The organism is Sphingobacterium sp. HJSM2_6, assembly GCF_049316305.1.
In the GTDB taxonomy this organism is placed as follows: Bacteria; Bacteroidota; Bacteroidia; order Sphingobacteriales; family Sphingobacteriaceae; genus Sphingobacterium.
This window is the reverse complement of record NZ_JBMOXB010000007.1, coordinates 61,882-86,007: the sequence shown is the minus strand read 5'-3', so window position 1 is coordinate 86,007 and position 24,126 is coordinate 61,882. Positions and strand designations below refer to the sequence as shown.

The 24,126-nt window shown below is 36.8% G+C and carries 17 protein-coding genes; 5 read left to right on the top strand and 12 right to left on the bottom strand.

Features of this window, described 5'->3' with window-relative positions; all coding sequences use genetic code 11:
* Positions 1-10: 10 nt before the first annotated feature.
* Entirely contained in the window at positions 11-1,150 is a 1,140-nt protein-coding gene (locus tag ACFRAE_RS08145; RefSeq protein WP_422796644.1) for a glycosyl hydrolase family 28-related protein, read from the top strand.
* Positions 1,151-1,156: 6 nt separating this feature from the next.
* On the opposite strand, the gene ACFRAE_RS08140 is transcribed toward ACFRAE_RS08145, so the two are convergent.
* The gene (locus tag ACFRAE_RS08140; RefSeq protein WP_422796643.1) at positions 1,157-1,561 is read right to left on the bottom strand and encodes a c-type cytochrome; all 405 of its coding nucleotides are present in this window, start codon (positions 1,559-1,561) and stop codon (positions 1,157-1,159) included.
* 36 nt (positions 1,562-1,597) lie between these two features.
* Positions 1,598-2,485, bottom strand: a complete 888-nt coding sequence (locus ACFRAE_RS08135) for an endonuclease/exonuclease/phosphatase family protein (protein ID WP_422796642.1) — start codon at positions 2,483-2,485, stop codon at positions 1,598-1,600.
* Between the two features lie 186 nt (positions 2,486-2,671).
* Here ACFRAE_RS08135 and ACFRAE_RS08130 point away from each other — a divergent pair, with 186 nt between their 5' ends.
* Complete coding sequence (locus ACFRAE_RS08130) at positions 2,672-4,042, top strand: sulfatase-like hydrolase/transferase (protein ID WP_422796641.1); 1,371 nt, start codon at positions 2,672-2,674, stop codon at positions 4,040-4,042.
* A 104-nt stretch (positions 4,043-4,146) separates the two neighbouring features.
* Here ACFRAE_RS08130 and ACFRAE_RS08125 read toward each other — a convergent pair whose 3' ends face one another.
* The gene (locus tag ACFRAE_RS08125) at positions 4,147-4,605 is read right to left on the bottom strand and encodes a hypothetical protein (protein WP_422796640.1); all 459 of its coding nucleotides are present in this window, start codon (positions 4,603-4,605) and stop codon (positions 4,147-4,149) included.
* Between the two features lie 267 nt (positions 4,606-4,872).
* Here ACFRAE_RS08125 and ACFRAE_RS08120 point away from each other — a divergent pair, with 267 nt between their 5' ends.
* Positions 4,873-6,402, top strand: coding sequence for a SulP family inorganic anion transporter (locus ACFRAE_RS08120; protein WP_422796639.1), 1,530 nt, complete (start codon positions 4,873-4,875; stop codon positions 6,400-6,402).
* A gap of 17 nt (positions 6,403-6,419) precedes the next feature.
* On the opposite strand, the gene pstB is transcribed toward ACFRAE_RS08120, so the two are convergent.
* The 9 genes from pstB to ACFRAE_RS08075 all read right to left on the bottom strand — a co-directional run bounded on the left by pstB (position 6,420) and on the right by ACFRAE_RS08075 (position 18,848).
* The gene (gene pstB / locus ACFRAE_RS08115; RefSeq protein ID WP_422796638.1) at positions 6,420-7,166 is read right to left on the bottom strand and encodes a phosphate ABC transporter ATP-binding protein PstB; all 747 of its coding nucleotides are present in this window, start codon (positions 7,164-7,166) and stop codon (positions 6,420-6,422) included.
* Complete coding sequence (gene pstA, locus ACFRAE_RS08110; protein WP_422796637.1) at positions 7,156-8,013, bottom strand: phosphate ABC transporter permease PstA; 858 nt, start codon at positions 8,011-8,013, stop codon at positions 7,156-7,158. The genes pstB and pstA overlap by 11 nt, the downstream gene beginning before the upstream one ends.
* The gene (pstC, locus tag ACFRAE_RS08105; RefSeq protein WP_422796636.1) at positions 8,003-8,893 is read right to left on the bottom strand and encodes a phosphate ABC transporter permease subunit PstC; all 891 of its coding nucleotides are present in this window, start codon (positions 8,891-8,893) and stop codon (positions 8,003-8,005) included. Before pstC ends, pstA begins: the two co-directional genes overlap by 11 nt.
* Positions 8,883-9,758: a PstS family phosphate ABC transporter substrate-binding protein gene (locus tag ACFRAE_RS08100; protein WP_422796635.1), complete on the bottom strand. Its 876-nt coding sequence runs from the start codon at positions 9,756-9,758 to the stop codon at positions 8,883-8,885. The genes pstC and ACFRAE_RS08100 overlap by 11 nt, the downstream gene beginning before the upstream one ends.
* A 546-nt stretch (positions 9,759-10,304) precedes the next feature.
* A complete protein-coding gene (locus ACFRAE_RS08095) occupies positions 10,305-11,366 on the bottom strand; it encodes a carbohydrate-binding protein (RefSeq protein ID WP_422796634.1) in 1,062 nt (353 codons plus the stop codon).
* 34 nt (positions 11,367-11,400) lie between these two features.
* A complete protein-coding gene (locus ACFRAE_RS08090) occupies positions 11,401-12,366 on the bottom strand; it encodes a BT_3044 domain-containing protein (RefSeq protein WP_422796633.1) in 966 nt (321 codons plus the stop codon).
* Positions 12,367-12,385: 19 nt separating this feature from the next.
* Entirely contained in the window at positions 12,386-14,392 is a 2,007-nt protein-coding gene (locus ACFRAE_RS08085) for a RagB/SusD family nutrient uptake outer membrane protein (RefSeq protein WP_422796632.1), read from the bottom strand.
* 11 nt (positions 14,393-14,403) lie between these two features.
* The gene (locus ACFRAE_RS08080; RefSeq protein WP_422796631.1) at positions 14,404-17,502 is read right to left on the bottom strand and encodes a SusC/RagA family TonB-linked outer membrane protein; all 3,099 of its coding nucleotides are present in this window, start codon (positions 17,500-17,502) and stop codon (positions 14,404-14,406) included.
* A gap of 20 nt (positions 17,503-17,522) precedes the next feature.
* Entirely contained in the window at positions 17,523-18,848 is a 1,326-nt protein-coding gene (locus ACFRAE_RS08075) for an IPT/TIG domain-containing protein (protein ID WP_422796630.1), read from the bottom strand.
* Between the two features lie 401 nt (positions 18,849-19,249).
* Here ACFRAE_RS08075 and ACFRAE_RS08070 point away from each other — a divergent pair, with 401 nt between their 5' ends.
* Positions 19,250-20,440, top strand: coding sequence for a FecR family protein (locus ACFRAE_RS08070; RefSeq protein WP_422796629.1), 1,191 nt, complete (start codon positions 19,250-19,252; stop codon positions 20,438-20,440).
* Positions 20,441-20,706: 266 nt separating this feature from the next.
* Positions 20,707-24,120: a SusC/RagA family TonB-linked outer membrane protein gene (locus ACFRAE_RS08065; RefSeq protein WP_422796628.1), complete on the top strand. Its 3,414-nt coding sequence runs from the start codon at positions 20,707-20,709 to the stop codon at positions 24,118-24,120.
* The last annotated feature ends 6 nt before the right edge of the window (positions 24,121-24,126 follow it).

The following is a 24,126-nucleotide window of genomic DNA, read 5'->3' as shown; positions in this document are numbered from 1 at the left end:
AATCTAACCTATGCAAATCAATTCTTATAGCAATTGGCTATGTTTAATTTTGTTTTTTTTATCCCCAGCATTACTAAACTTATCCTTAGCTAAATCAGCAGAAAACAACAACGCGCGCTTAGCCAATACTGATTATTTTAACGTAAAAACCTATGGTGCCAAGGGCGACGGAAAAACTGATGACACTAAGCATATTCAAGCCGCGATTAATGCAGCAGCATTAGCAGGAGGCGTGGTCTATTTCCCCAATGGAATTTACAACATCGCTGGCCCAGTACATAAAGAAGTCAATGGCAGTCCTTGTCATGCTCAATTATATATTCCATACTGCGATCCTAAAACCAATAAAAACATTGTTTTTCAAGGAGAAACAGCACCAGAATTTGAGTTACAAGGTATTGTAGAAATCAATCCATCTACCTTCGGTGCGATCCTGCATTCAACCATCGTCTCGCAAGAAGCTAATGAATTTGTGATAGCCATGGTAAAAGGCCCAGAAGGACCTTGGAGCCAATGGAATTACAATACTCCAAGTTTCAAAGATTTAGGCATTCGAACGACTACATTAAAAAATGGGGAACCCATTATGAACAGCTTAGGAGGCATTAACTTAAGATATGCCTCAAAATGTTATATTGATAATGTGCTGATAGATACCAACTGCCCATTAAGTATTTCTAAAAATCCAGAATCAGGTAAAAGTATCGGATTAATTACTCCAGAAGTTAATAATCATGCGATGATTAGTGTAGGTCTTGTCCGAATTGCCGGATATGCCACTGGATTGATATTCTCAGAACATTTTGTAGGAAAAGACATTCAACTCGTTTGTTGCAATGTTGGCGCTATTGTAGAGAAGAGCCATCATAGCAGTTCTATTCAAACCCTCGAAGTGGAGTGTTGCAATTATTCACTACTGTTTCATCCTGGGCACAATTTATTTGTAGCAAATTACAATACCGAGCATTTCACAGACGATAAGTGGTTTAAATTTAAGCAGGATATTCATTTTGAAGGAGAAAACTACCACCCTTCAAAAATTGTAATTGGCCTTTGTCATCCAGTTGTGAGCTATGTCGGATATCAGTTTGAACACTTTAGTACAAACGACAGTAAACGAGTAGTTTTATTGGAGAATTTAGGCAAGTAATCAAAATCATTTCTTTACTGTTCCAACTTTCTTTTTGGTTGGAACAGATTTATCTAACAAGTATAAACTGATTAATTCGACTTCCTCATCCGACAGTTCATAATTCGGAGGCATTCCACCCTTCCCGTTTTTAATGAAACCCTCAATATCAGCGGGTTTGTATTTCTTAGCCAATTTTAACAAAGGTGGATTTGTACCGATTCCTTTTTGATCTATTCCATGACAATTAACACAAGAACTTGATATAAATAAAGTCTTACCAGGATGCTCCTTTTTCTTTTTCTGCATTGGCTCCTTGATGCCTGAAGTAGAATTAGTCTTTTGCACCTTAAATTCAGCCGAAGATTCCAAGATAGCAGCTGTATCGCTGCTAGAAAATAAAGTAAAAAGCAGAAAAATTGTAAAGTTCATGTTTGTTTGCAACTATAATTTGTAGCCGATAGGCAATTATTTTTTTAATTCCAGTTCCACATACACCGGGTAATGGTCGGAAATAATATGTGTCTTTTCATTTTTTACGATTACACTTTTCTTTATTAATGGAGCTGCATATTCATTGCAAAATAAAAAATCAATGCGTTTCCCATTCCCTGAATTTGTGGTCTTTATTTTAGATTCGCCACTTTTAAAGCTAGGTATAGAAGATTCAAAACCATTGCCCATTAACGTAAAAGTATCTTTAAATCCAGCTTTTTTCAAGCTATTTATAACAGTATAGTCTATTTTACCTTCATTCAAATTGCGTATATGACTATGCTTTTCTTCCTGAGCAATCATTGCTTTAAGTACCTCATCACCATATTGAGATGCATCCTCATCAGACATTGAATTAAAGTCACCCATAATTAAAATAGGTTCTTTCTTAGGTATTTCCTGCGCTTGTGCGATGATATGTGCTACCTCTTCAAGCCGTTTTTGATAGCTAAATGGCGAGAAATGAATCACAAAAATATGGATACCTTTTACTTTTGCATAAACATAGCTATGCCACATATTTTCTGTGACTTTTTTAAAATTTACCAGGGGATATTTAGAAGTGATGGCTGTAGGAAATCCATCTTCCTTAGACTGTAAAGCATAGGGATGTTGATACCGTCGAGCAAGATTTTCTAAAGTCTTTTGAGTCCAGCCATTCATTTCCTGAGTCGCTACAATATCAGGATCCAATTCGTTCAGTAAGGATACATACCGATCAATATTGGCTACAGAATCTTTTTGCAATCCATACAAAACATTATAAGACAAAATTTTTATTTTCTCTTGAGCGCTGGAATACGTTTGATTAATTAGAAAAATGAATACAAATACAAGGAATGGAATGGCTTGTTTCTTCATGGCTGGATTATAACTATTTAATTCTTCATCAGGTTGATCGAATAAATATAAAGATATTTTATGTTTTTCAGGAAACTATAACGCTATTTCAATCAATTCCAAACTTAGCAAATTCGTATCCTTAGGTACAGGACAGTTTAATGATGAAAATACAATATCTTCGAAACTAGCTATCATCCAAAACATATGAAAACTATATCTATTTTATATTCTATTGTATCTGTATTGGTTCTATCGACCCCTCTTCATGCTCAAAGCAAGCAAGAAGTCAATAAAAAACCTAACATTATTTTTATTACCTCCGACAGTCATAGGGCATCCGCCTTAAGTATTAATAAGCATCCAGTTGTTCAAACACCACACTTAGATCAATTAGCTAAAGAAGGTGTTCAATTTAATCAGGCTTATGTTGCTACAGCAATTTGTGTCGTAAGTAGAGCAAGTATATTAACGGGTCAGCATGTAGCCAAACATAAGATCAACAGTTTCGGTGATAAATTTACAGATGAAACCTTCCGAAATACCTATCCCATGCAATTAAAAAACAATGGCTATCGGATAGCCCAAATTGGTACGCTTGGTGTAGGAGTAAACAATCCTGAACAAAAATTTGACCATTGGGACACCAAAATTCCATGGAAAGACCAGCAAGGCAAACATCAAATTGATATCATCAGTGATAAAGTTACCCAGTTCTTAACGAAACAACAAAAGGACGAGCCATTTTACCTAGCCGTATCCTTTGAAGCCGCCCATGAAATAGATGGGAAAAATGGAAACCCGGCTACGTATTTAGTGCAAGACAGGTACAAAGACTTGTATAAAGACCAAGTGATGCCTAGTCCAAAAAGCATTGAAAAAGAAGCTTTTGAATTGCTACCAGCATTTTTAAGATCAGAACAGAATATCCCAAGAACAAGATGGCATGGGTTTTTCTCCTCACAGGAATTACATCAAGAAAATTCCAGAAACTATTACAGGTTAATCACAGGCATAGACGATGCCGTTGGTAAAATCGTAGCCAAGTTAAAAAGCTTAGGTTTGGATGAAAACACCGTCGTTATTTATACCAGTGACCATGGGTTTTCATTAGGTGAACATGGATTCATAGGTAAATGGACTGGTTTTCAGGAAGCGATTCATGTACCTTTAATTATTAGAGATTTCAGAGCTAAAGCTGCCAAAAAATCCAGAACTGATGCTTTAGCATTAAATATTGATTTTGGACCTACCATATTGTCCTATGCGGGGGTTAACATCCCAAGCACTATGCAGGGCATTAATTTGTGGAATAATAACAACAATCAGCGTTCAAAAAATTCCTATTTCTTTTATGAACATTCTATTCTTGGCTCTCCACAACTACCAAAGGTAGAAGGCATAGTTTCTTCCGAATGGAAATATTTGAAATATCCTGAACATAATTATGAATTCCTGTTTAATTGCAAAAAAGATCCTTTAGAGCTTAATAATTTAGCAAGCCAACCAAAACAGCAAAAATTATTGGAAAAATTCAGGAAACTATATGAAATTGAAAAGGCGAAAGCTAAGATTTAATCCATTTAAATTGCTACATCAATATTAAATCATGCAAAACCCCAAAGTATGAATCCACAAGGATAATAAACATACAATGGGGTTTATTTATAATAAAAGAGTAGTTATTTTAAATATATTTGGTGATCAATTTTATCTAAATCTAGATGAGGAAATTGTTTATCATAATCAATACCGATGTCCAATGAATCAATTTTACCATCCCCATTGGAGTCCCACGCTAAACTAACATAGTATATTAAACTATCCCGTCCATCAATTTTTCCTTCCAACAAATTTCGATGATTTTTAGGGAATTCAAAGTTAATTGAAAAAGGCACTTCTTTGGTATCAAAAGAAACTTCTGCCAATTTGGATGCCGATATATCGGTTAGATTTGAAGGATACACATATAAAAAAGCTTTACCTATGGAATTTACAATTTCATGGTAATCATCATGGATTAAATTCACAGAAACGATTCTTTTCGCTTTTTCAGCTTCCGCTTGAATTTTTTTACCTTTAAAATCACAACTCAGGAATACCAATAGTGCGCCTAATAAAATTAATAAATTTCTTTTCATAACTGATTATTTTTAACGTCTAAATATAATCATTTTTTAATTTTAAAATTATAAAAACTAAAAAATAAGAAAAAATATTTCAATTAAAAGGAATTAATGTATCCATAGGATTTTTTTAACCTATCAAACATACGCTCCTAGCAACAGTTTTTCAATTTATATATTTCCTTGTTTTCTTTTCTACGCTTTAAATCACAAGGCCTTTAACCATAAATTTTCCACTCGTATCCATGATTAAAGTATCTTTGCACACTTACTTTCGCATATATGTGGTTAAACTCTTTCGAAGATTTAAAAAAGATTAATTATAAAACAGAAATCCTTGCAGGTTTAACTGTAGCCATGACCATGATTCCAGAGTCACTTTCATTTGCTATTCTGGCTGGTTTAAGCCCTATCACTGGACTTTATGCGGCTTTTCTTATGGGATTAGTCACCGCCATATTGGGAGGAAGACCAGCCATGGTTTCTGGAGGTGCAGGCGCTACAGTCATCGTTTTAATCGCACTTGTTATTTCTCATGGAGTAAACTATTTATTTGCCGCCGTCATTTTAGCTGGTATTATACAGATCTCAGTAGGTGCTTTCAAATTAGGAAAATTTGTCCGATTAATTCCACAACCCGTCATGTTTGGATTCTTAAATGGATTAGCCATCATTATTTTTATGGCTCAAGTTGAACAATTTAAATCGCCCATCAACGGCATCAATACTTGGTTAACTGGAATCGAATTATACAGCATGCTGGGATTTACCTTATTTACCATCGGGCTCATTCTTATTATCCCAAAAGTTACGAAAGCCATACCTGCATCCCTTTTGGCCATTCTGATTGTTTTTTTTATCGTTCAGGTTACTGGATGGGATACTAAAAAAGTAATTGATATAGCTAGTGTAAGTGGCGAATTCCCATCCTTTCATATTCCTAGCATTCCATTTACTTGGGAAACATTCACAATTATTTTCCCCTATGCATTAGTCATGGCTTCTGTAGGTCTTATAGAATCCTTATTGACTTTAAGTATGGTTGATGAAATTACAGGTACCAAAGGAAGTTCCAATAAAGAAGCGATAGCACAAGGTACGGGCAATATGGTTAATGGATTTTTTGGAGGTATGGGCGGTTGTGCTATGGTGGCTCAAACTTTAGTCAATGTTTCCGCTGGAGCAAGAACGAAACTCTCCGCAATTATTGGTTCATTAACCATCCTCTTTGTCATCCTAGTTGCAGCCCCTTTCATTGAAAACATACCCATGGCCGCATTAGTAGGTGTAATGATGATGGTGGCAATCAGCACTTTTAAATGGAGTTCCTTACGGATGATCAATAAAATGCCCAAATCTGATATTTTTGTAGGATTATTGGTTACCGCTATTACCGTAATTCTGCATAACCTAGCCTTAGCTGTTTTTGCAGGGGTAATCGTTTCTGCCTTGGTATTTGCATGGGATAATGCAGTGCGTATACGTGCCCGAAAAACGGAAGACGAGTTCGGTAATAAAGTATACGAAATATATGGTCCTTTATTTTTCGGATCCAGTGGTCATTTTATGGAAAAATTTAACCCTACTGAAGATCCCAATCGAATCATCATCGATTTTAAAGAATCGCGAGTGGTGGATATGTCTGCGATAGACAGTTTAAACAAATTGACACAAAAGTATGCAAGCTTAAACAAAACAGTAATCTTGAGGCATTTAAGCAAAGATTCCATTCAACTTTTACAAAATGCTAAAGGCATTATTGAAGTCAACATCCAAGAAGATCCTACCTACAAGGTTATGCCAAAAAGTTAGGAATACCTTGCGTATTCCTAACCGAATTTTCCGTTTATATAATTTGCTGTAACCTCATTTACTGGATGATTAAAGATTTGGTCAGTAAGCCCTTCTTCTTTAATCTCACCTAAATACATAAATACTGTTTTATCCGCAATACGCTGTGCTTGCTGCATATTATGCGTAACAATTAGTATAGTATATTTCTCTTTTAAATGGGTTATTAATTCTTCAATTTTCAATGTACTAATCGGATCCAATGCGGAACATGGCTCATCCATTAAGATAACTTCCGGACGTAATGCTACTGCTCTTGCAATACACAAACGCTGTTGTTGTCCACCAGATAAGCGAGTAGCAGGCATTTTGAGATCATTTTTTACTTCATCCCATAAAAATGCTTCGCGCAAAGCCTTTTCAACAACCCCCTTGTCATAAGGTAAATTATTAATTTTCAATCCGTAGGTAATATTTTCATAAATACTTTTAGGGAATGGGTTTGCTTTTTGAAAAACCATCCCTATACGTTTCCTGATCTCCGTTACTGGGAATCTTTTATCGTATAAATCCAGTCCTTCTAACTTGATAGAACCATCAATCTTAGCATCTGGTGATAAATCATGCATTCTATTGAATGATCTCAACAAGGTACTTTTCCCGCAACCAGACGGCCCAATTAGCGCTGTAATTTCATGCTCTTGAAAGGAAACGTTAATGTTTTTTAGGACCTGTTTTGTGCCAAAACTAATATTTAAATGTTCTGCTGATAACTTAATTTTCATTCTTTCTATACTTATAACGAATATAAAATGCGGTGAGGTTTAATAAGAAAACTACCGTAATTAATACTAATGCTGTACCATAGGCAATTGGTCGAACTTCATCGATCGATTGATGTTGTGTAGAGAGCATATACAAATGGTAAGGCAAAGCCATAAATTCTTGATTGATATAACCTGAAGTTCCATTGATATAGAATGCCGCACCCGTAAATAATATGGGAGCCGTTTCACCAGCTGCTCTGGATAAGGTCAATACCACACCTGTCAAAATTCCTGACATGGCAGATGGCAGTAACACATCTTTGATGGTTTCAAACTTCGTGGCACCCACCGCTAATGCAGCCTCTCGGGTACTATTTGGAATGCGCATTAAGGCTTCTTCTGTAGTTGTAATAATATATGGCAAGGATAATAAACCTAAAGTCAATCCTGCAGCTACTAGGGAGGTTCCAAACTGCATCGCTTGAACAAACAATGCCAATCCGAACAAACCGTAAATAATAGAAGGTACACCCGAAAGGTTACGTATGGAAGCTCTGATGATGCGAGTTAACCAATTATTACCTGCATATTCTTGCAAATAGATAGCACAGCATACCCCAAATGGAATGGAAAACAAAGCCGTAATCATGGTCAACATCACCGTTCCAATGATTGGAGTCAGGATTCCTCCTTGGGTCATTCCATTTTTAGGAACATCCACAATAAAATTCCAATTGATGACACTCGCTCCTTTGGAAAAAATTTCCCATAAAACCACAACCAGGAAAAAACAAACTAACAAGGTACTGATCAGAAGGGTTCCCCATTCAATGATACTACTTAATTTAAAGGTCTTATGCCGCATGGTATTTTCTGAATCTATTTATAAAGTATTCCCCTAACATATTCGCTACTAAAGTCATGATAAATAAAACGGTAGCTATTGCATATAATGCAAAGTAATGAGTGGTTTGGTAAGGAACTTCTCCCATCTCAATTGCTATAGTAGCTGTCATCGTTTTTACCGAATCAAACATTCCTGAAGGTAATATGGATGCATTCCCGGTAGCCATTAAGACCGTCATCGTTTCCCCAATCGCACGCCCTACTCCCAACATCACCGCAGCGATGATACCAGGTGCTGCCGCTGGAATGATTACTTTAATTAAAGTTTGCCATTTGGTAGCTCCGACTGCATAACTCGCTTCCTTATAGGTTTTTGGCACAGCATGTATCGCATCTTCTGCAATGGTAATGATCGTAGGAAGGGCCATAACTGCTAATAAAATAGCTCCATTCAACGCATTCAACCCATTGGATAAATCCGCAAGATTGGCAATGCCTGGACTTACTAAAACAATACCTAAAAATCCAATAACTACGGAAGGTATTGCAGCAAGCATTTCTATAGTTGGTTTTAATAAATTTTTCAATTTTGGGCTAGCATATTCAGAAATAAAGGCCGCAGTTCCTATACCTAATGGAATGGCGATTATCATTGCGCCAAAAGTGACGATACTAGTACTAATAATCAAAGGAACCATACCATATTTCGGATCTTTACCCGTTGGATTCCATTCCAATCCGGTTATAAAATCCAATGGTTTGACGTCCAAGAAAAAAGAAAAGGAATTATAGATTAGCATAGCCAATATACCACCCAATAAGGCCAAGACTAATAATCCCGTACCCATAAAGAGATATTTAAAAACAATATCTAAACTTAGTCTCGTTTTATATTTCATTCTGATGTTGTTCTAAAATATAGTAACCATGATCTTGAATTAATGTTTTACCAAGTTCGCTACGCTCAAAATTGATAAACGGACGAACTTTATCCCAGGATTTTTCCAAAACAAATTGGTATAATGGTCTTTGAAAAAAATAAATTCCTGCATTGATGGCGGATTGATTCATGGGCGAAATAAATCCTAAGGTATCATCAGACTTAATTTTTAGCACCTTTACCCCTTGGCTGGCAGATGGATCATGTGCTACATAGCCCGCTCCAACATAGCCAATACCTGTTTTATCGGCCTTCACACCTTCCAATATCTGCGCATTTCCAGTCATTTCTTTGGCCGCATTCGTAAATTCTATTTTTAATTTCTTCTTGACAAAGGAATGTGTACCTGAGCTACTTTGACGACCATAGATATTGATAGGTAGATCCATATCTGTAATTTCTGACCAGTTTTTATACTCCCCCTTCATAATTTTGGCTAAGGTCAAGATATCAATCTCGTCTATAGGTAATGATTTATGTACGATAAATGCGGTCGCATCTTCTGCAAAAACAATGGTTCTTATGGCAATCCCCAAATCCTTAAACTGTTGTTTTTCTTCTTCCGATAATGGTCTTGAGGAATTTGCGATATCTGCATGTCCATTCATTAGGGAAGTGATTCCTAATCCCGAACCCCCACCAGAAATAGCAATATTAAATGCAGGATCTAAAGTGGTAAAATGCTCGGCTAAATTAACCGCTAAATTAACTTCCGTATCCGAGCCCTTCATCTTGATGGAGCTGTTATTACTACTGCAAGAGCTGCATAGTAATGTGACTAGAATACTTAGTTTAAATGATCGTATAAATATGCTCTTTGTCATATCGACAAAATTCACCAAACAATATTAACCCAATGTTAAGACATTATTAACTCAATGTGCTTAATTGTATTTTTACATTAATATTACATCAATTTAATATTAACTAAACAATAAAATTAGAATTCTTGTTTTGTGAAATTATGGTTTAACAGTTTCATAAAAGGTTTCGCTCCTAATTGCTAAAGAATTCTTCCCTGTATGGGGACTGTTCAAATCAACACTAAAAAACAGGTTTATCATACCCTTACATTCATTTTTCAATCACCGCTTAAACATACTTGAAATTAAATGACTATACCTTATTTCGTATAGAAAAGATAGCATCTCCTTCGGATCTCCTTTGGATCTGCCTTGGATATTCGACGGATTTCTTTTGCATTCTTCCGAACAAGATCCAAGCAATATGCCTACTAAAACCTAAATATAGCCTAGTTAAATAATGGAAAAGTAAGGTTGATATAAGGAGATATATAGCTTTGTGAAAAGTTTAAAAAAAAAGACGGACACCCTCAAGCGTCCGTCTTCTTATCATTTATGGAATTACTGTTACTTTTTTCTGAACCTTAGAGCCTTAAGATTAAAACCTGATGCCGTAACCATAAAGCGTACTTTATGTGTACCAGCTGTCAAATTTATTTCTTTAGGTGCAGTAGGGTTATATAGCCAACTAGACCAACTGCCATTATTAGGTACATCAATTGAGCCTGTTGTATTTACCCCATCCACGTCGATGTAATAACTACCAACGCCATTGGCAGATAAATGGCTATCGTATAAATATACCCCAGCATTTTCCACTTGAATAGTATATTGGTACCACTCTCCAGTGTTTACAAACCCTAAATTATTACCATTGCCTTCAATCTCTACAGCAAAACTGCCTGCATCACCTTTACTACGTCTGTAGCTATCATCATTAATCGGATTTGCCGCATCATCATTAAACGCTCTTCCTGGACCACCGATATCAAAATCTGCAGCTGCAATTACCGTTTCACCTCCTTCTTTCAATAGGTGAGGTCCATTAAATGGTTTCGTGTAAGATACATGTACATCAATAAATTTAACAATATCACCAATCGTATACCTTACTTTGGTCACTCCTTCAGACACGCCTACTATCTCCCCTTTCTCATTTACCGTTGCCACATTCGCATTATCCGAGGTCCACAATGCATTCGGAATATCGTTTGCATTATCAGGGACACGTTGCACATTAATTATGGCTTTGGCATTAGGGATCAATTCTACTTTCGTTTCGCTCAAAATAATGTCTGTCAACGCGATGCGATGTACTGCATATATTTCCACTTTCTGTCTAATCCCTTCAGACGCAACAAAAATATTGGTAAATCCCTCACCTACTATTTTAACTTGCCCATTTGCACTTACCGTTGCTACGCTTGGATCTTCAGAAGACCAAGTGTACTGATACGTCCCATCAGTAGGACTGGCTACTAAATTTACCTCATCGCCTACAAAACCATTAATGATGGATTTGTTGACATAAATCTCCTTAACCACCTCGGTACGAATAAATTCATCACAACTGACCAAAGTCAATAGGAGAAAGATTCCTAATCCGTACTTTATTATATAATTATTCATTCGATATTTTTTAGATTGTGAACAGTTTGGAAAATTAATTTTCCACTTCATCTTCCTCTTTAAACTCTAACCTTAATTCCTCTTTAAATTCTACAACTGTATTCCCTGACACATAATTATAGCGTAGTAAAAAGGTTTTATACGTTTTAAAGCCATCATCTTCTATTTTGAACACATTTGGAAAATCTGGATCTCCATTGATCTGCGTAACCTGAATATTTTTATATGGCGTAATGGTCAACTTATTATCTTCTCCAACCGTTACTTCAATTGCCGCACGATTAAAGGTATTGATATCTGAAGCGTACGCTTCATTTCCTGCCATAATACGAATACTATTTTCAGTTATTGGATGCATAATTTTGTTACCAGGCATTTCCAATTCGGAGGTAGATCCTTGTTGTCTATATTTTCCTCGCATTCCATAAATCGTAGATCCATCGGATATGGCATAATAATTCTTAGTTTTTATACGATATAAAATGAAACTTTTTAAAGGATTAGCCTCATAAGCCGAGAAGGAATTTACGCGTAAAGCGATAAAATAGGATGAATCTGGAGACAATCCGTCAGGACGGATACGAATTGGTAATCTTCCTGCAATTTCACCTGCAGCTATATTAAACTGATAACTTTCAATATCGTATTTATCTCTTGGCATCGGCCTAACATATTTAGTGACATCCGTATCGTAGTTGGTGACATTGAACCTATCTATCAAGGAGTTATCCTCGATTAAATCGACAACGATTTCCTTATCTGTAGGTTCCGTACCTCCTAAAGAAGCCGATATATAACCTATGGATTCCGACCCTAATTTGTGAAATTTTCGAGCTACATTATCGGATTCACTAATTAAGGCAAATACATTTTTATATTGTTCTTTCTCATATACTTCTTCATCTTTACAAGATTGAAAAGACAGGGATGAAATGAGAATTCCCAAAGTATAGATTACAGACTTTTTCACCTGAATTTGATTTATTGTTATTCTTTTCATGATAATTTTCAAATGGTTTCTAATTGTCCCAACCTGGATTTTGATCTAAGGAAGGAAGTAATCTAACTTCATTAAGTGGAATAGGTAATAAGGCTAAACGCTTATTGACAATACGTGCACCAATCCTCGAAGAATTTGGAATTACGCGATTGAAAAATACATCTCTCGATCCTTCTATATTCATACCACGAATAGGTTCGCTTTCCACCGTCTCCATAATTCCCCAACGACGCACATCATAATATCTTCTATTTTCAAATAAGAATTCGATCATACGTTCCTTTTCAATCAGACGTTGAACTGTTTCCTTATCTTCAGAACCCGATAGTCCTGGAATTCCAGCACGATAACGAATAGGGTTAAACGCTTTTCTTATCTGCACCATATCCCGACTAAATGTATGGGTGTTACCATCTAATTCTACACTATGCGTACCTGTTAAATTGTTTAAAGCTTCTGCATAGGAAATTAAAATTTCTGCGTAACGAACGATAGGGAACGCTTTATCCATACGTCTAGCATTCGTTCCTCCAAATGCATCCGAAGGATGGATATACTTCTTAATCACATAACCCGTAATTGGGAAATCTACTGGAGAACTTACCGAACCCTTACCATTTGGAGAATCAAAGTAATATTCAATTGTTTGATTGTAATAGCCTGATGATGTAGAGGAAGTCATTGGCCAGAATGCACCAGAGAAACCAATAGATGCATAAAATCTAGCTTCTCTATTGTTGTACATATTACTCACATTGGCATTCAACCGATATCCTGAAAATATTTTTGCTGATCCAGTAAAACCTGTTTCAGTATACGGATAATCAGGACTTGAATTCGCGATATCACGGCCATCAATCATTGTATAATTATCAATAACCTTTTGCGTTACACTGGCACCATTCCAACCATCTAACTTTTGCGGAAATGAAGCCTGAGTTTCACTTACTAAAGCTGAACTTCTTCTACCCCAAACATATTCAGGATTCACCGGTAAAACCGATTCGCCATTGAACATTTCTGAATACGAGCGGAAGGGATCAATTCCAGCCGCACCATTTGGCCATAAATTATAATAATCTGGATCTGTAGTTACGCCTGTAGGTAAAGCTGGTGTCTCTGAATCTGCAGGAACTGTATGTAATTTATACATTCCAGTTTCCCCTAAATCAATAATCCGCTTTGCCGCTGCAGCTGCTACAGCCCAGCGTTTCTCATCATATGTTTGAGAAACATAATTAACATTATCCGTAGATCTTTTCCAGGTTCCAAAATATGAACGAGCTGCATCTCCTCCATTGTACAATGGACTCGCATGTAATAAACGAATACGTGCAATTAATCCATAGGCAGCACCTTTGGTAGGTAATCCAAACTCCACTAATGAAACAGAACTAGGCAAGAATTTCGATGCTTCTTCCAATTCATTACAAATATATTCTACAGCTTCATCATAGGTACTTCTAGGACGATCATAATCCTCTAGAGCTGCATTAGACTCAATAATCTCATCGCCTAATAATATCGGCGGACCGAAATCCACTAGGATATTGTAATATGCATATGCTCTAATGAAACGGGCATTTCCCAAAATTTCAAATCGATCGGCAGTTTCCATATCCTTTGCTTCGTCGATTCGATTGAAGATGGTATTACACTTGCGAATAACACGATAGTAATTTCCCCAACGATTCAATGTTAACAAATTTGCCGCAGTAATCTCCCCTAATACAAAGCTCATTCCTGGATAATTACTTGAAGTTAAGAAGGATGTAAACCCTTCATCCGTAGCAAATACCCCAGGACTCCCTCCTTTATACATTGCCCCTTCATCTGGCAATAAATCAGTAGTGCCCCATAAATATGCTTTTACATGTCTTGTTTGTGAAAAAACAGTATCAAGTTTTAATTCATCACTAAAATAATCATCCACACTCAGGAACTTCTTACAGGATGATACGCTCAAGGAACCTATTATTGCTGAGAATAATATTCCCCTAAATATATATTTATTAAATTTTTTCATGATTTCAGCTATTATAAATTAAGGTACAATTGGAAAATAAACGAAGTAGGCACAGGATAAACTTCCCCATTTCTATTCACTAATTCTGGATCGAATATTTTCACTTTGTCCCAAATCACGAGGTTATTGGCAACTAATTGCATATCTATAGAAGATATTTTTAATCGCTGAAGGAAATCTGAACGTAAATTATAGTTTAAGTTCACTTCTTGTAAACGCAAATAACGAGCATCCCCTCTCCAAAAATCAGATAACTGAGCATTATTTGTATTGAATCCATACGTCATCCTTGGAAAACGTGCATCTGGATTTTCAGCTAAACTTGGGTCTATACCTTTCTCTATAGCATATTCCTTAGGTATCCAACGATTACTTGGGTCATTCACAATATCCAATACGTTACCATTTACCCCATTGTAAAAAGGCACATACCCTGTTCCAATACCATTTCCTGAATAATAGAAATCGGTTTGTCCAGTACCTTTAAATAAAACACCTAACGTAAATTTCTTGTAATTCACCTCTCCACCAAATCCATACATTAACAAAGGAAAATAACGTTGGGATAATGGAACACGATCGTCTGTGTTAATTACCCCGTCTCCATTGATATCACGATATTTGATATCTCCAGGCATTAATTTACCGAACTGTGCTGGGCTATTGTTTACATCATCCCAGTTTTTAAACAATCCTAAAGATTGATAACCACGTACTGATCCATATGGATATCCAGAAACTTCTTGGTAAGGATATTTTGGATTTGCTTCTTCCCAGTTTTGAACATTGTTTTTAGAGTAAGTGAAATTTCCTCTTAAAGTAAAATTCACATCTTCATTAACTTTTTGTTTAAAAGTAACACTTCCATCTGCTCCACGACTATTCATACGGCCCACATTTCCAAAAGGCATAGTGACTAATCCAGCATATTCTGGAACCTGAACTCGTTGCATAAAAATTCCATCGCGTTGATCATTAAATAAATCGACAATAAAATTCAATTTGTCACTAAACAGATTCAATTCCATACCGATATTACTTTTCTTCGCTTTCTCCCATTGCAAATTATCTGCACCAATCACATACTCATTCACAGCTTCCATAAGTGCTGTAGATCCAAATGGACTAGTGACATAATTATTTACCATGGTTAAATATGGGAATCTACGATCATTGGAAATACGATCATTACCTACTATACCATAAGATCCTCTGAATTTCAAGAAGCTTACCCAAGGCACATTTTCCTTAAAGAAATCCATATTGGTCGGAACCCAACCTCCTGCAATAGAAGGGAAAAATCCATATTGCTTGCCTGGTTGGAAGTTTTCTGATCCTGTATACCCAAAGTTCACATCGACCATGTAAGTATCTCTAAATCCATAAGTAACACGACTGGATACCCCTTGGTAGCGAACTGGAATAGCGGATAGGTTATTTATTGCTTTCCAAGATTCTTTCAAATCACTTAAGTAGTAGTATACCAAAGCAGAAGTACGATGGTCTTCACCTATTTTCTTTTCATAGTTTAACGTACTTTCAAAATGGTATTTACGGTATTGCCTGGTGTTTTTTCCGTAAAAAGTTGGTGTAGAAGGCGCACGCTCAATTGTAATTAACTCGCCTTCTTGATCACGTCCAACCGCTTGAAATAACGCAGGGCTCAATAAACGTTGCTCTGAAAAAAAACTGGTTATGTCATAAGCTCCTTGACCTCTAATTTTTAGTCCAGGGGTGATGAAGTCTAATTTTTGATCTAATGCCAATGTAAATTTCCCTCTAAACTCTTGGTTGGATTGACGACCCATATGATTGATCATCACCAATGGTGAACGTAGTGATCCAGTACTTGCAGTAGCTGGTAACTGTCCATTGGAATACTGCAAAGGCAACAATAATGGATTGATATTAGACTGTGCGTACCATATATAGTCGGTATTGGCCACTCCTGGTAAATTGTTTACCACTAAATAGCCATCAGTACCGAAATATAACGTCGATGTAGGCGATAATTCTAAGTCAATATTTGTACGATAATTATAGGTTTTATATCCAGCGTTATTCGCATACACTGAGTTTTTATCAAAATTATAAGCCGCAGTTTCATCGCTCATCCCTAAACTCAAGAAATACCTGGCGATTTGTGCTCCACCTCTGGCACTCGCATAGAAACTTTTGCGAAGTCCATTATCACGTAGCACTTGGTCTTGCCAAGAAACATCCGGATACATATCTGGATCTAAACCATCTTTGATGATATCCAATTCAACGCCGGAATATATGGGTAACTCTCCCCTTACTTCACGTGCCTCATTCGCTAAGTTGGCATAATCAAATGCACGTAAATAGTTAGGTAATCTCGGTAAAAAATTCGCCGATGCGTTTACACGACCTGTAATCGACAATTTTCCCGATTGACCGCGTTTCGTCGTCACTAATACCACACCGTTTGCACCACGCACACCGTATACGGCTGTTGCAGAAGCATCTTTTAAAATCGAGAAACTTTCGATATCTGCTGGGTCAATGGAATTGATATTTCCCTCAAGTCCATCAATTAAAACCAATGCACTGGAGTTTGCCCCGAAGGTTCCGATACCGCGAACCCAGAATTCAGAAATATTCTTTCCTGGTTCACCACTCCCTTGTAACGATATCACACCCGCTGCACGACCACCTAATAAATTGGCTATAGACACGGCAGGGGTTTGTAATGTTTTAACGTCGACACTGGTTACGGCCGCAACATTTGAAATTTTACGTTGCTGCCCCAAACCTACAACTACAACTTCATCAATGGCTTCTGCCTTTTCTATAAATTGTACCCTTAGATCTGTTTTTGTTTCCGTAACTAAATATTCGATATCCTTGTAGCCGACATGTTTAAAAATTAACATATCGCCTTTAGAAGCTTTGAAGGTAAATTTACCGTCTTCTCCTGTGGTTGTACCGATGCTCACTTTATCGCGAATGTAAATCGTAACACTCGCAATTGGATTTTCCTCCTCATCGATAACAACACCAGCAACCTCAATATTATTTTGTCCATAAACTGAGAACACCATGAATAACATCCATAGAACCCCAATTAACTTGCGTTTTAAATTCATTTTTTAGGTTTTTTGGATGATTAATTAATTGATAGCTTCCGTATACGGTTATTCCCAAAGTCAGCAACATAGACTGATCCATCCGAACTAATTCCGATTCCTGAAGGGTTATTAAACAAGGCATCCTCTTTACCTCCATCGCGCCATCCTGCTGTTCCTGGCATTCCTAAGACAGTTTCCACTAATCCTTCCGGATTAACTCTGCGAATACAATGGTTTCCTGAATCAGCGATGTACATATTCCCATCTGCATCACAGAATATTTGTTCTGGATTGCGGAATTGAGCAACTTCTAATTTTCCATCACGATGTCCACCTGCGGTTGAGCCGGTCAATCTTTTAAAAGTATTTTGCGGATCAGTTACGTCTATACTCGCTATGCTATTTGCATTAACACCGGAATTTCCAAAAAATGAAATGTACAATACGTTTGGATTTTTAGGATTAAAGGATAAACCGTAGCTATCTCCTTGCTCTGTTTTGTAGATGGTCTCTACCTCGTAAGTTCTTGGATTAATCTTAACTATATGACCAAAATAGTACCTGGTATAAATAAATCCATCCGTTGGGTTGAACACCATGGAGTGTTTCCATCCTTGCTCAGGTCGGTCTCCAGTTGCAGGCCAACGCATCTCCCGGATTCTAGGTCCCCAAAATTCTTTTGGATCTAACGAATAATAGGATCCTACTGTCGTTTCTGTTGGAAAACTGATGGTTCCTGTTTCTGGATCTGCTGCAGGCACATTGGCGACTACATTCCTAGCAACGGTTATCAGTTCATTATTTTCTTCATCTATACGAGCAACATGATACATGTCTGGTACACGATTGATAATAAACACGTTATCTTCCTTATCTACACACAAGTAGCGTGCAGCAATAATAGACTGTGTTAAATCGCCATCGCGATAGGTTGCTCTACTGCCATTCCCTGCTATAGTGGTTACAGTAACTGAAGTCTTGTAATAAAAGTCTTTGTCATAAACAATGGAATCACTGCCTACTGCGACAGAAATCTTGCAGGTATCACCAGGTAGTCTTGGCGCTAATACATACATTCGATCTCCTGTGGATCCAACAACCGCTGCTTTTCTGCCGTTGAACCATACTCTAATTTGTTTGGGATCTGTTCCGAAATTGCTCCCTGTAATCATCACTTTTTCCAGATATTTTCCTGAATCTGGATAAACTAGGTCTAGTTTGACGGGCTTCGAAGAATCATGCGGAATAGAGACTTTGTCTTCATCAGATTCGTCTTTACACGACGTACTGACAGCCAAAGAAACTAAGGCAAGGAATCCCATCAAACAAGTCATTCGCATGAATCTTGATTTGATGCTAATCATAAAAATTTAGTTAAGTTATGTGGTTATTTATAGTTTAAGTTTCTAAGCAATATGTCGGTTAATTATTAAGAAATAATATTCGGGATCTGCAAATAATTTAATTGTCTATACAAGGTATGATTCAAATCTAATTTTTGAATGTGAGAAAACTGTCCTGCTCTATCCTGCAATATTTAACATTTTTTTAACATTTTTGTTTTATCCCATGTATATTGAAAAAAAATAGTTTAACCTTCAAAATACCGTGTTTAAACATTAAATAACCGTAATTCACTAGAGCTCAGCAACAAACCAAGCATTTGATCTAGTGTCATATTTCATACTCCCGAAATTATTTTTAAAAATTTACTAAGGTTTTCCATTTTCAATCGTTTTACTCCACGAAGACCATTATAAACAGCATGAAATCTACTACAGAAGTCGCTGAACTTATTAAAGCATATATTGAGGGGAAATTAAACCCCGACCAACGTATTCAATTATATAGTTGGTTGGATGAACATCCGGATAACCAAAGCTTTTTCAAAAATCTAATTGAAAAGGATCAGGTATTCGAAGATGCTTGGCAATGGTTGGAACAAAAAAGGTATACCAACGAAGCTTGGCAAAATGAATTGGAAAGTAAGACTATTCAAAAACTTAAACTTCAACAAAAACAATCCCTATTTAAAAAATTATACAGATGGCCATACATCAGTGCGGCATGTATCCTATTGACTGGGTTAACCTATTTCTTTTTGCTGAAACAACCGCTAGTAAGTCAGGATGAGGCTATCCAATTATCATCCATCCGACCGGGAAGTAATAAAGCGCATCTTAAACTTTCCAATGGAAAAACCATACAGCTAAGAACCGATCAAGATGGTATTGCACTAGAAGATGGATTAGCATACGCTGATGGCAGCCCTGTTTTGGATATGGATATACAAGAACTAAAAAATTTAACCGCTAGTATTGTTGTGCCTAAAGGCGGTAAGTATCATATCGTCCTTGCAGATGGTAGCCAAATATGGTTAAATTCTGCTTCTAAACTGGATTATCCTTTGCAGTTCAACGCAGAAAAACGAGAAGTCACTTTAGAGGGAGAGGCTTATTTTGAGGTGGCTAAACGCACTTTAAAAAACAAAAAAGTACCTTTTATTGTACACAATAAGTTTCAAGATATAGAAGTTACAGGTACTGCATTTAATGTTTCCGCTTACCAAGACGATAGTAAAACCATCACGACACTCGTAGAAGGTTCTGTTAATATACACACGGCGGGTCAAAGTATCAGCTTAAAGCCCAATCAACAATCGATCAATGAGGATGGTAAAATAACCCAAGAATCCGTCGATGTAAGTCAGTATACGGCTTGGAAAGATAATAAGTTTTTATTCTTTGAAACTCCACTGAACGATGCGATGAAAAGTTTGGCGAGATGGTACAATCTGGAGATTGACCGACAACAGCATATCCCAAAAACGTATTTGTATGGTGAAATAGATCGAGATAAAAATTTAGGGGAAGTTCTTCGAATTTTGGAGAAGAGCGGAATAAAATTTAAACTTCAAAACATAAAGGGCACTAATCAACTTATTGCTATACCATAACTAAACTAAATATGAACTGCTATGAAACATTTACTAAAACACGCATTCCCTACCTAATCGGGACATCCTAATAAAAAACCGAACAGTAATTCTCACCTTACTGTCCGGCCTATATATTAGGATCAAAGTCAATCAAATGACATACTATTAAAAATGAACCATTAATCAATATGAAATCCTAATTGTACAAAATTATGTTTTTTATACAACAAAATGATTATGGCAGTATAACTGTCATACCTAAATTAAAAAAATGGGTATTAATTATGAAACTAACCATTTTATTTACCATCCTGAGTATCCTAAAGCTTTCAGCTAATGGGTTTGCACAACAGGTTTCTGTCCAAGTGGTCAATACCCCCTTGGTTAAGGTTATGCAATCGCTTCAAAAACAAAGTGGAGTTCCTTTTTTATTAACTGGGAAGGAAATTGCAAACACGAAAATCAATGCAAACATCAAAAATGTAACGCTTTCCAAGGCATTGGAAACATTATTTGTGGATAAGCCGATTACTTGGGAGATTGCCGATGGGACTATCATCTTAAAAAGAACGACCTCCAAAACTACGCGGACGCTGATGAATGTTGAGGTAAAATCCATTCAACCGCGCACCATAACGGGGCGAGTGACTGATGCCAATGGGGAACCTATTCAAGGAGCATCCGTACAGGTGAAAGGAACCAATGCGGGAACTTCTACGGATACAAACGGAAACTTCAGCATCGCTGTTACTGTGGCAAACCCGACCCTGAATATTACGTATATCGGGTATCAGGCATCGGAGGTTTATGTAGGCAGCCAAAATAATGTTACCGTTATTTTAAAACAAGGATTGGATGATTTGGATGAGGTGGTGGTGATTGGATACGGTTCGCAAAAGAAAAAACTAAGCACAGGTGCAACTATCCAAGTGAAAGGCGATGATTTACAGAAATTGAGTACTCCAAATGTGTTACAAGCACTACAAAGTCAAGCTCCTGGTGTACAAATTACGCAAAGCTCAGGAATGCCTGGTGAAAGTTTTAAAGTCACTATTCGGGGGCTTGGTACAATTGGTAATTCGAGTCCGCTTTATGTCATTGATGGAATCGCCGGTGGAGACATCAACATGATAAATCCTGCGGATATCGAAAATATTGACATCCTGAAAGATGCTGCCTCTTCAGCCATCTACGGTTCTCGCGCAGCTAATGGTGTCGTGTTGATTACTACTAAACAAGGAAAATCTGGAAAAATGGTTTTTAGCTTGGACAGCTATTTAGGGGTGCAAAATGCCTATAAACTTCCTTCTTTATTAACGGCCAAGGAATATATGGCGATTCAAGATGAAAGGTTATTCAATGAAGGTTCGCAGCCGTATGACTGGGCTACAAAAATCCCGAAGCAATACCAACAAATAATGGATGGTACTTGGAATGGAACCAACTGGTTAAAAGAAATACATAATGATAATGCGATTCTACATAATACTTCATTGAATTTAACGGGAGGATCAGACATTTCCAAATTTTCAATGGGATATTCCTTTACCAATAGAGAGGGTATTTACGGGGTACCTGTTGAACCAAACTTTAAAAGACATACCTTCCGATTAAACTCCGATCATATCATTTTGAAAAATGATGACTTCAATATCCTCAAATTTGGACAAAACCTTTCTTATGCTTATGGTAATCGATCAGGTATAGGTATTGGAAATATCTATTGGAACGATATCCATAATATGCTGGTTGGAAATCCATTGTTACCAGCCTACAACGAAGCTGGCGATTTCTATGATCAGCCAAGTAAGCTTGCTGATGGTTGGGATTTAGACGGTGCTACCGCCAACCCATTAGCTGAAATGAATTACCGCAGAGGTTTGAACTTAAATAAAAATCATAACCTTTCAGCGAATGCTTATCTTGAAATTCAACCTATAAAAGATTTAATCTTTAAATCTAATTTCGGTTACCGCTTGAGTGCTTCCTCGTATAGGCAATATACCCCTGTTTATAATTTATCAACTACAGTGACCAACGCTATTGATGATATTTCTCAAAATCAAAGCCTTGGCTACAACTGGGTGTTAGAAAATACGTTAAATTATCAATTAGAGCCTATGGCAAATCATAACTTAGATTTAGTGGTGGGTCATTCGGTAGAAAAGTGGGGATTAGGAGAAGGTGTTGGAGGATCGACTACCCTATCAACTTTCCCAAATCAATGGGATAAAGCTTGGTTATCCAATGGATCTGGTGACCCTAAAGATCAAACAGTGAATGGGGTACATTGGCCAATCGGGTCTATAGCTTCTTTCTTCGGTCGTGCAATTTACAATTACAATGAAACTTACCTAGCTTCTGTTACCTTGAGAGCAGATGGTTCCTCAAACTTTGCTAAAGGAAATAGATGGGGTTATTTCCCTTCAGCTTCCGTAGGATGGGTATTGAGTAATGAATCATTCTTAAAAAGCAGTCCTCAAATTAATTATTTGAAAGTTAGAGCGAGCTGGGGTCAAAATGGTAATGCGAGCATCGAGCCATTCCAATACCTTTCTACGATTGATATCAGTAATAAAGCAGGTTATTACTTTGGAAATAATAAAAACAGCTTGATTAAAGGTGGATACCCTGATATTATGCCTAATCCAGACATTAAATGGGAAACATCCGAGCAAATAAACATTGGTTTTGATTCTAAATTCATCAATAATAAGTTAGCGGTAGTTTTTGATTGGTATAAAAAATCGACCATAGACTGGCTTGTGGTAGCTCCTATTCCAGCGATATTTGGTACTGGTGCTCCTTTTATCAATGGTGGTGATGTTGAAAACAAGGGTATTGAATTAGGGATTAATTGGGCGGATACCAAAGGTGATTTCGATTATAGCATTGGATTAAATGGTGCCTATAATAAAAACAAGGTGCTGAAAATCGATAATTCGGAAGGCATTATTCACGGTGCTTCGGATGTCTTAAGTCAAGGTACAAAAGAAATGTACCGTGCCCAAGAAGGATATCCAATTGGTTATTTCTACGGTTATAAAACGGAAGGAATCTTTCAAAACCAAGAGCAAATCAATGATTACAGAAGTAGAAATGTAGGAGTACTAGCAACTGCACAACCTGGAGACATCATATTTGTAGACACAAACAACGATGGATCAATCACAGATGCTGACAAAGTGATGATTGGAAATCCTCATCCTGATTTCAGTGGAGGTTTTAATTTTAGTCTGGGGTATAAAGGAATAGATTTAGCTGTAACCACGATTGGCTCATTTGGGCATCAGATTGCAAAATCGTACCGTTCCTTTGCCGATAGCCCGCTTCAAAATTATACCACTGAAGTTTTTCAACGTTGGCACGGTGAAGGTACTTCAAATAAATACCCTAGGTTAACCAATGGTAGCCACAGTAACTATCAAAACATATCTGACCTATACATTGAAAATGGAAATTTTGTAAAAATCCAGAATGTTACACTTGGGTATAACCTCAAAAAATTGTGGAAAAACTCACCATTTAGTCAAACGCGTATTTATGCTACAGTACAAAATTTATACACGTTTACGAATTATAGCGGTATGGATCCAGAAATCGGCTATGGATATGATCAAAGCTGGGTATCTGGAATTGACTTAGGATTCTATCCTCAACCTAGAACGGTAATGTTTGGTTTAAATCTTAAATTTTAGTTGACG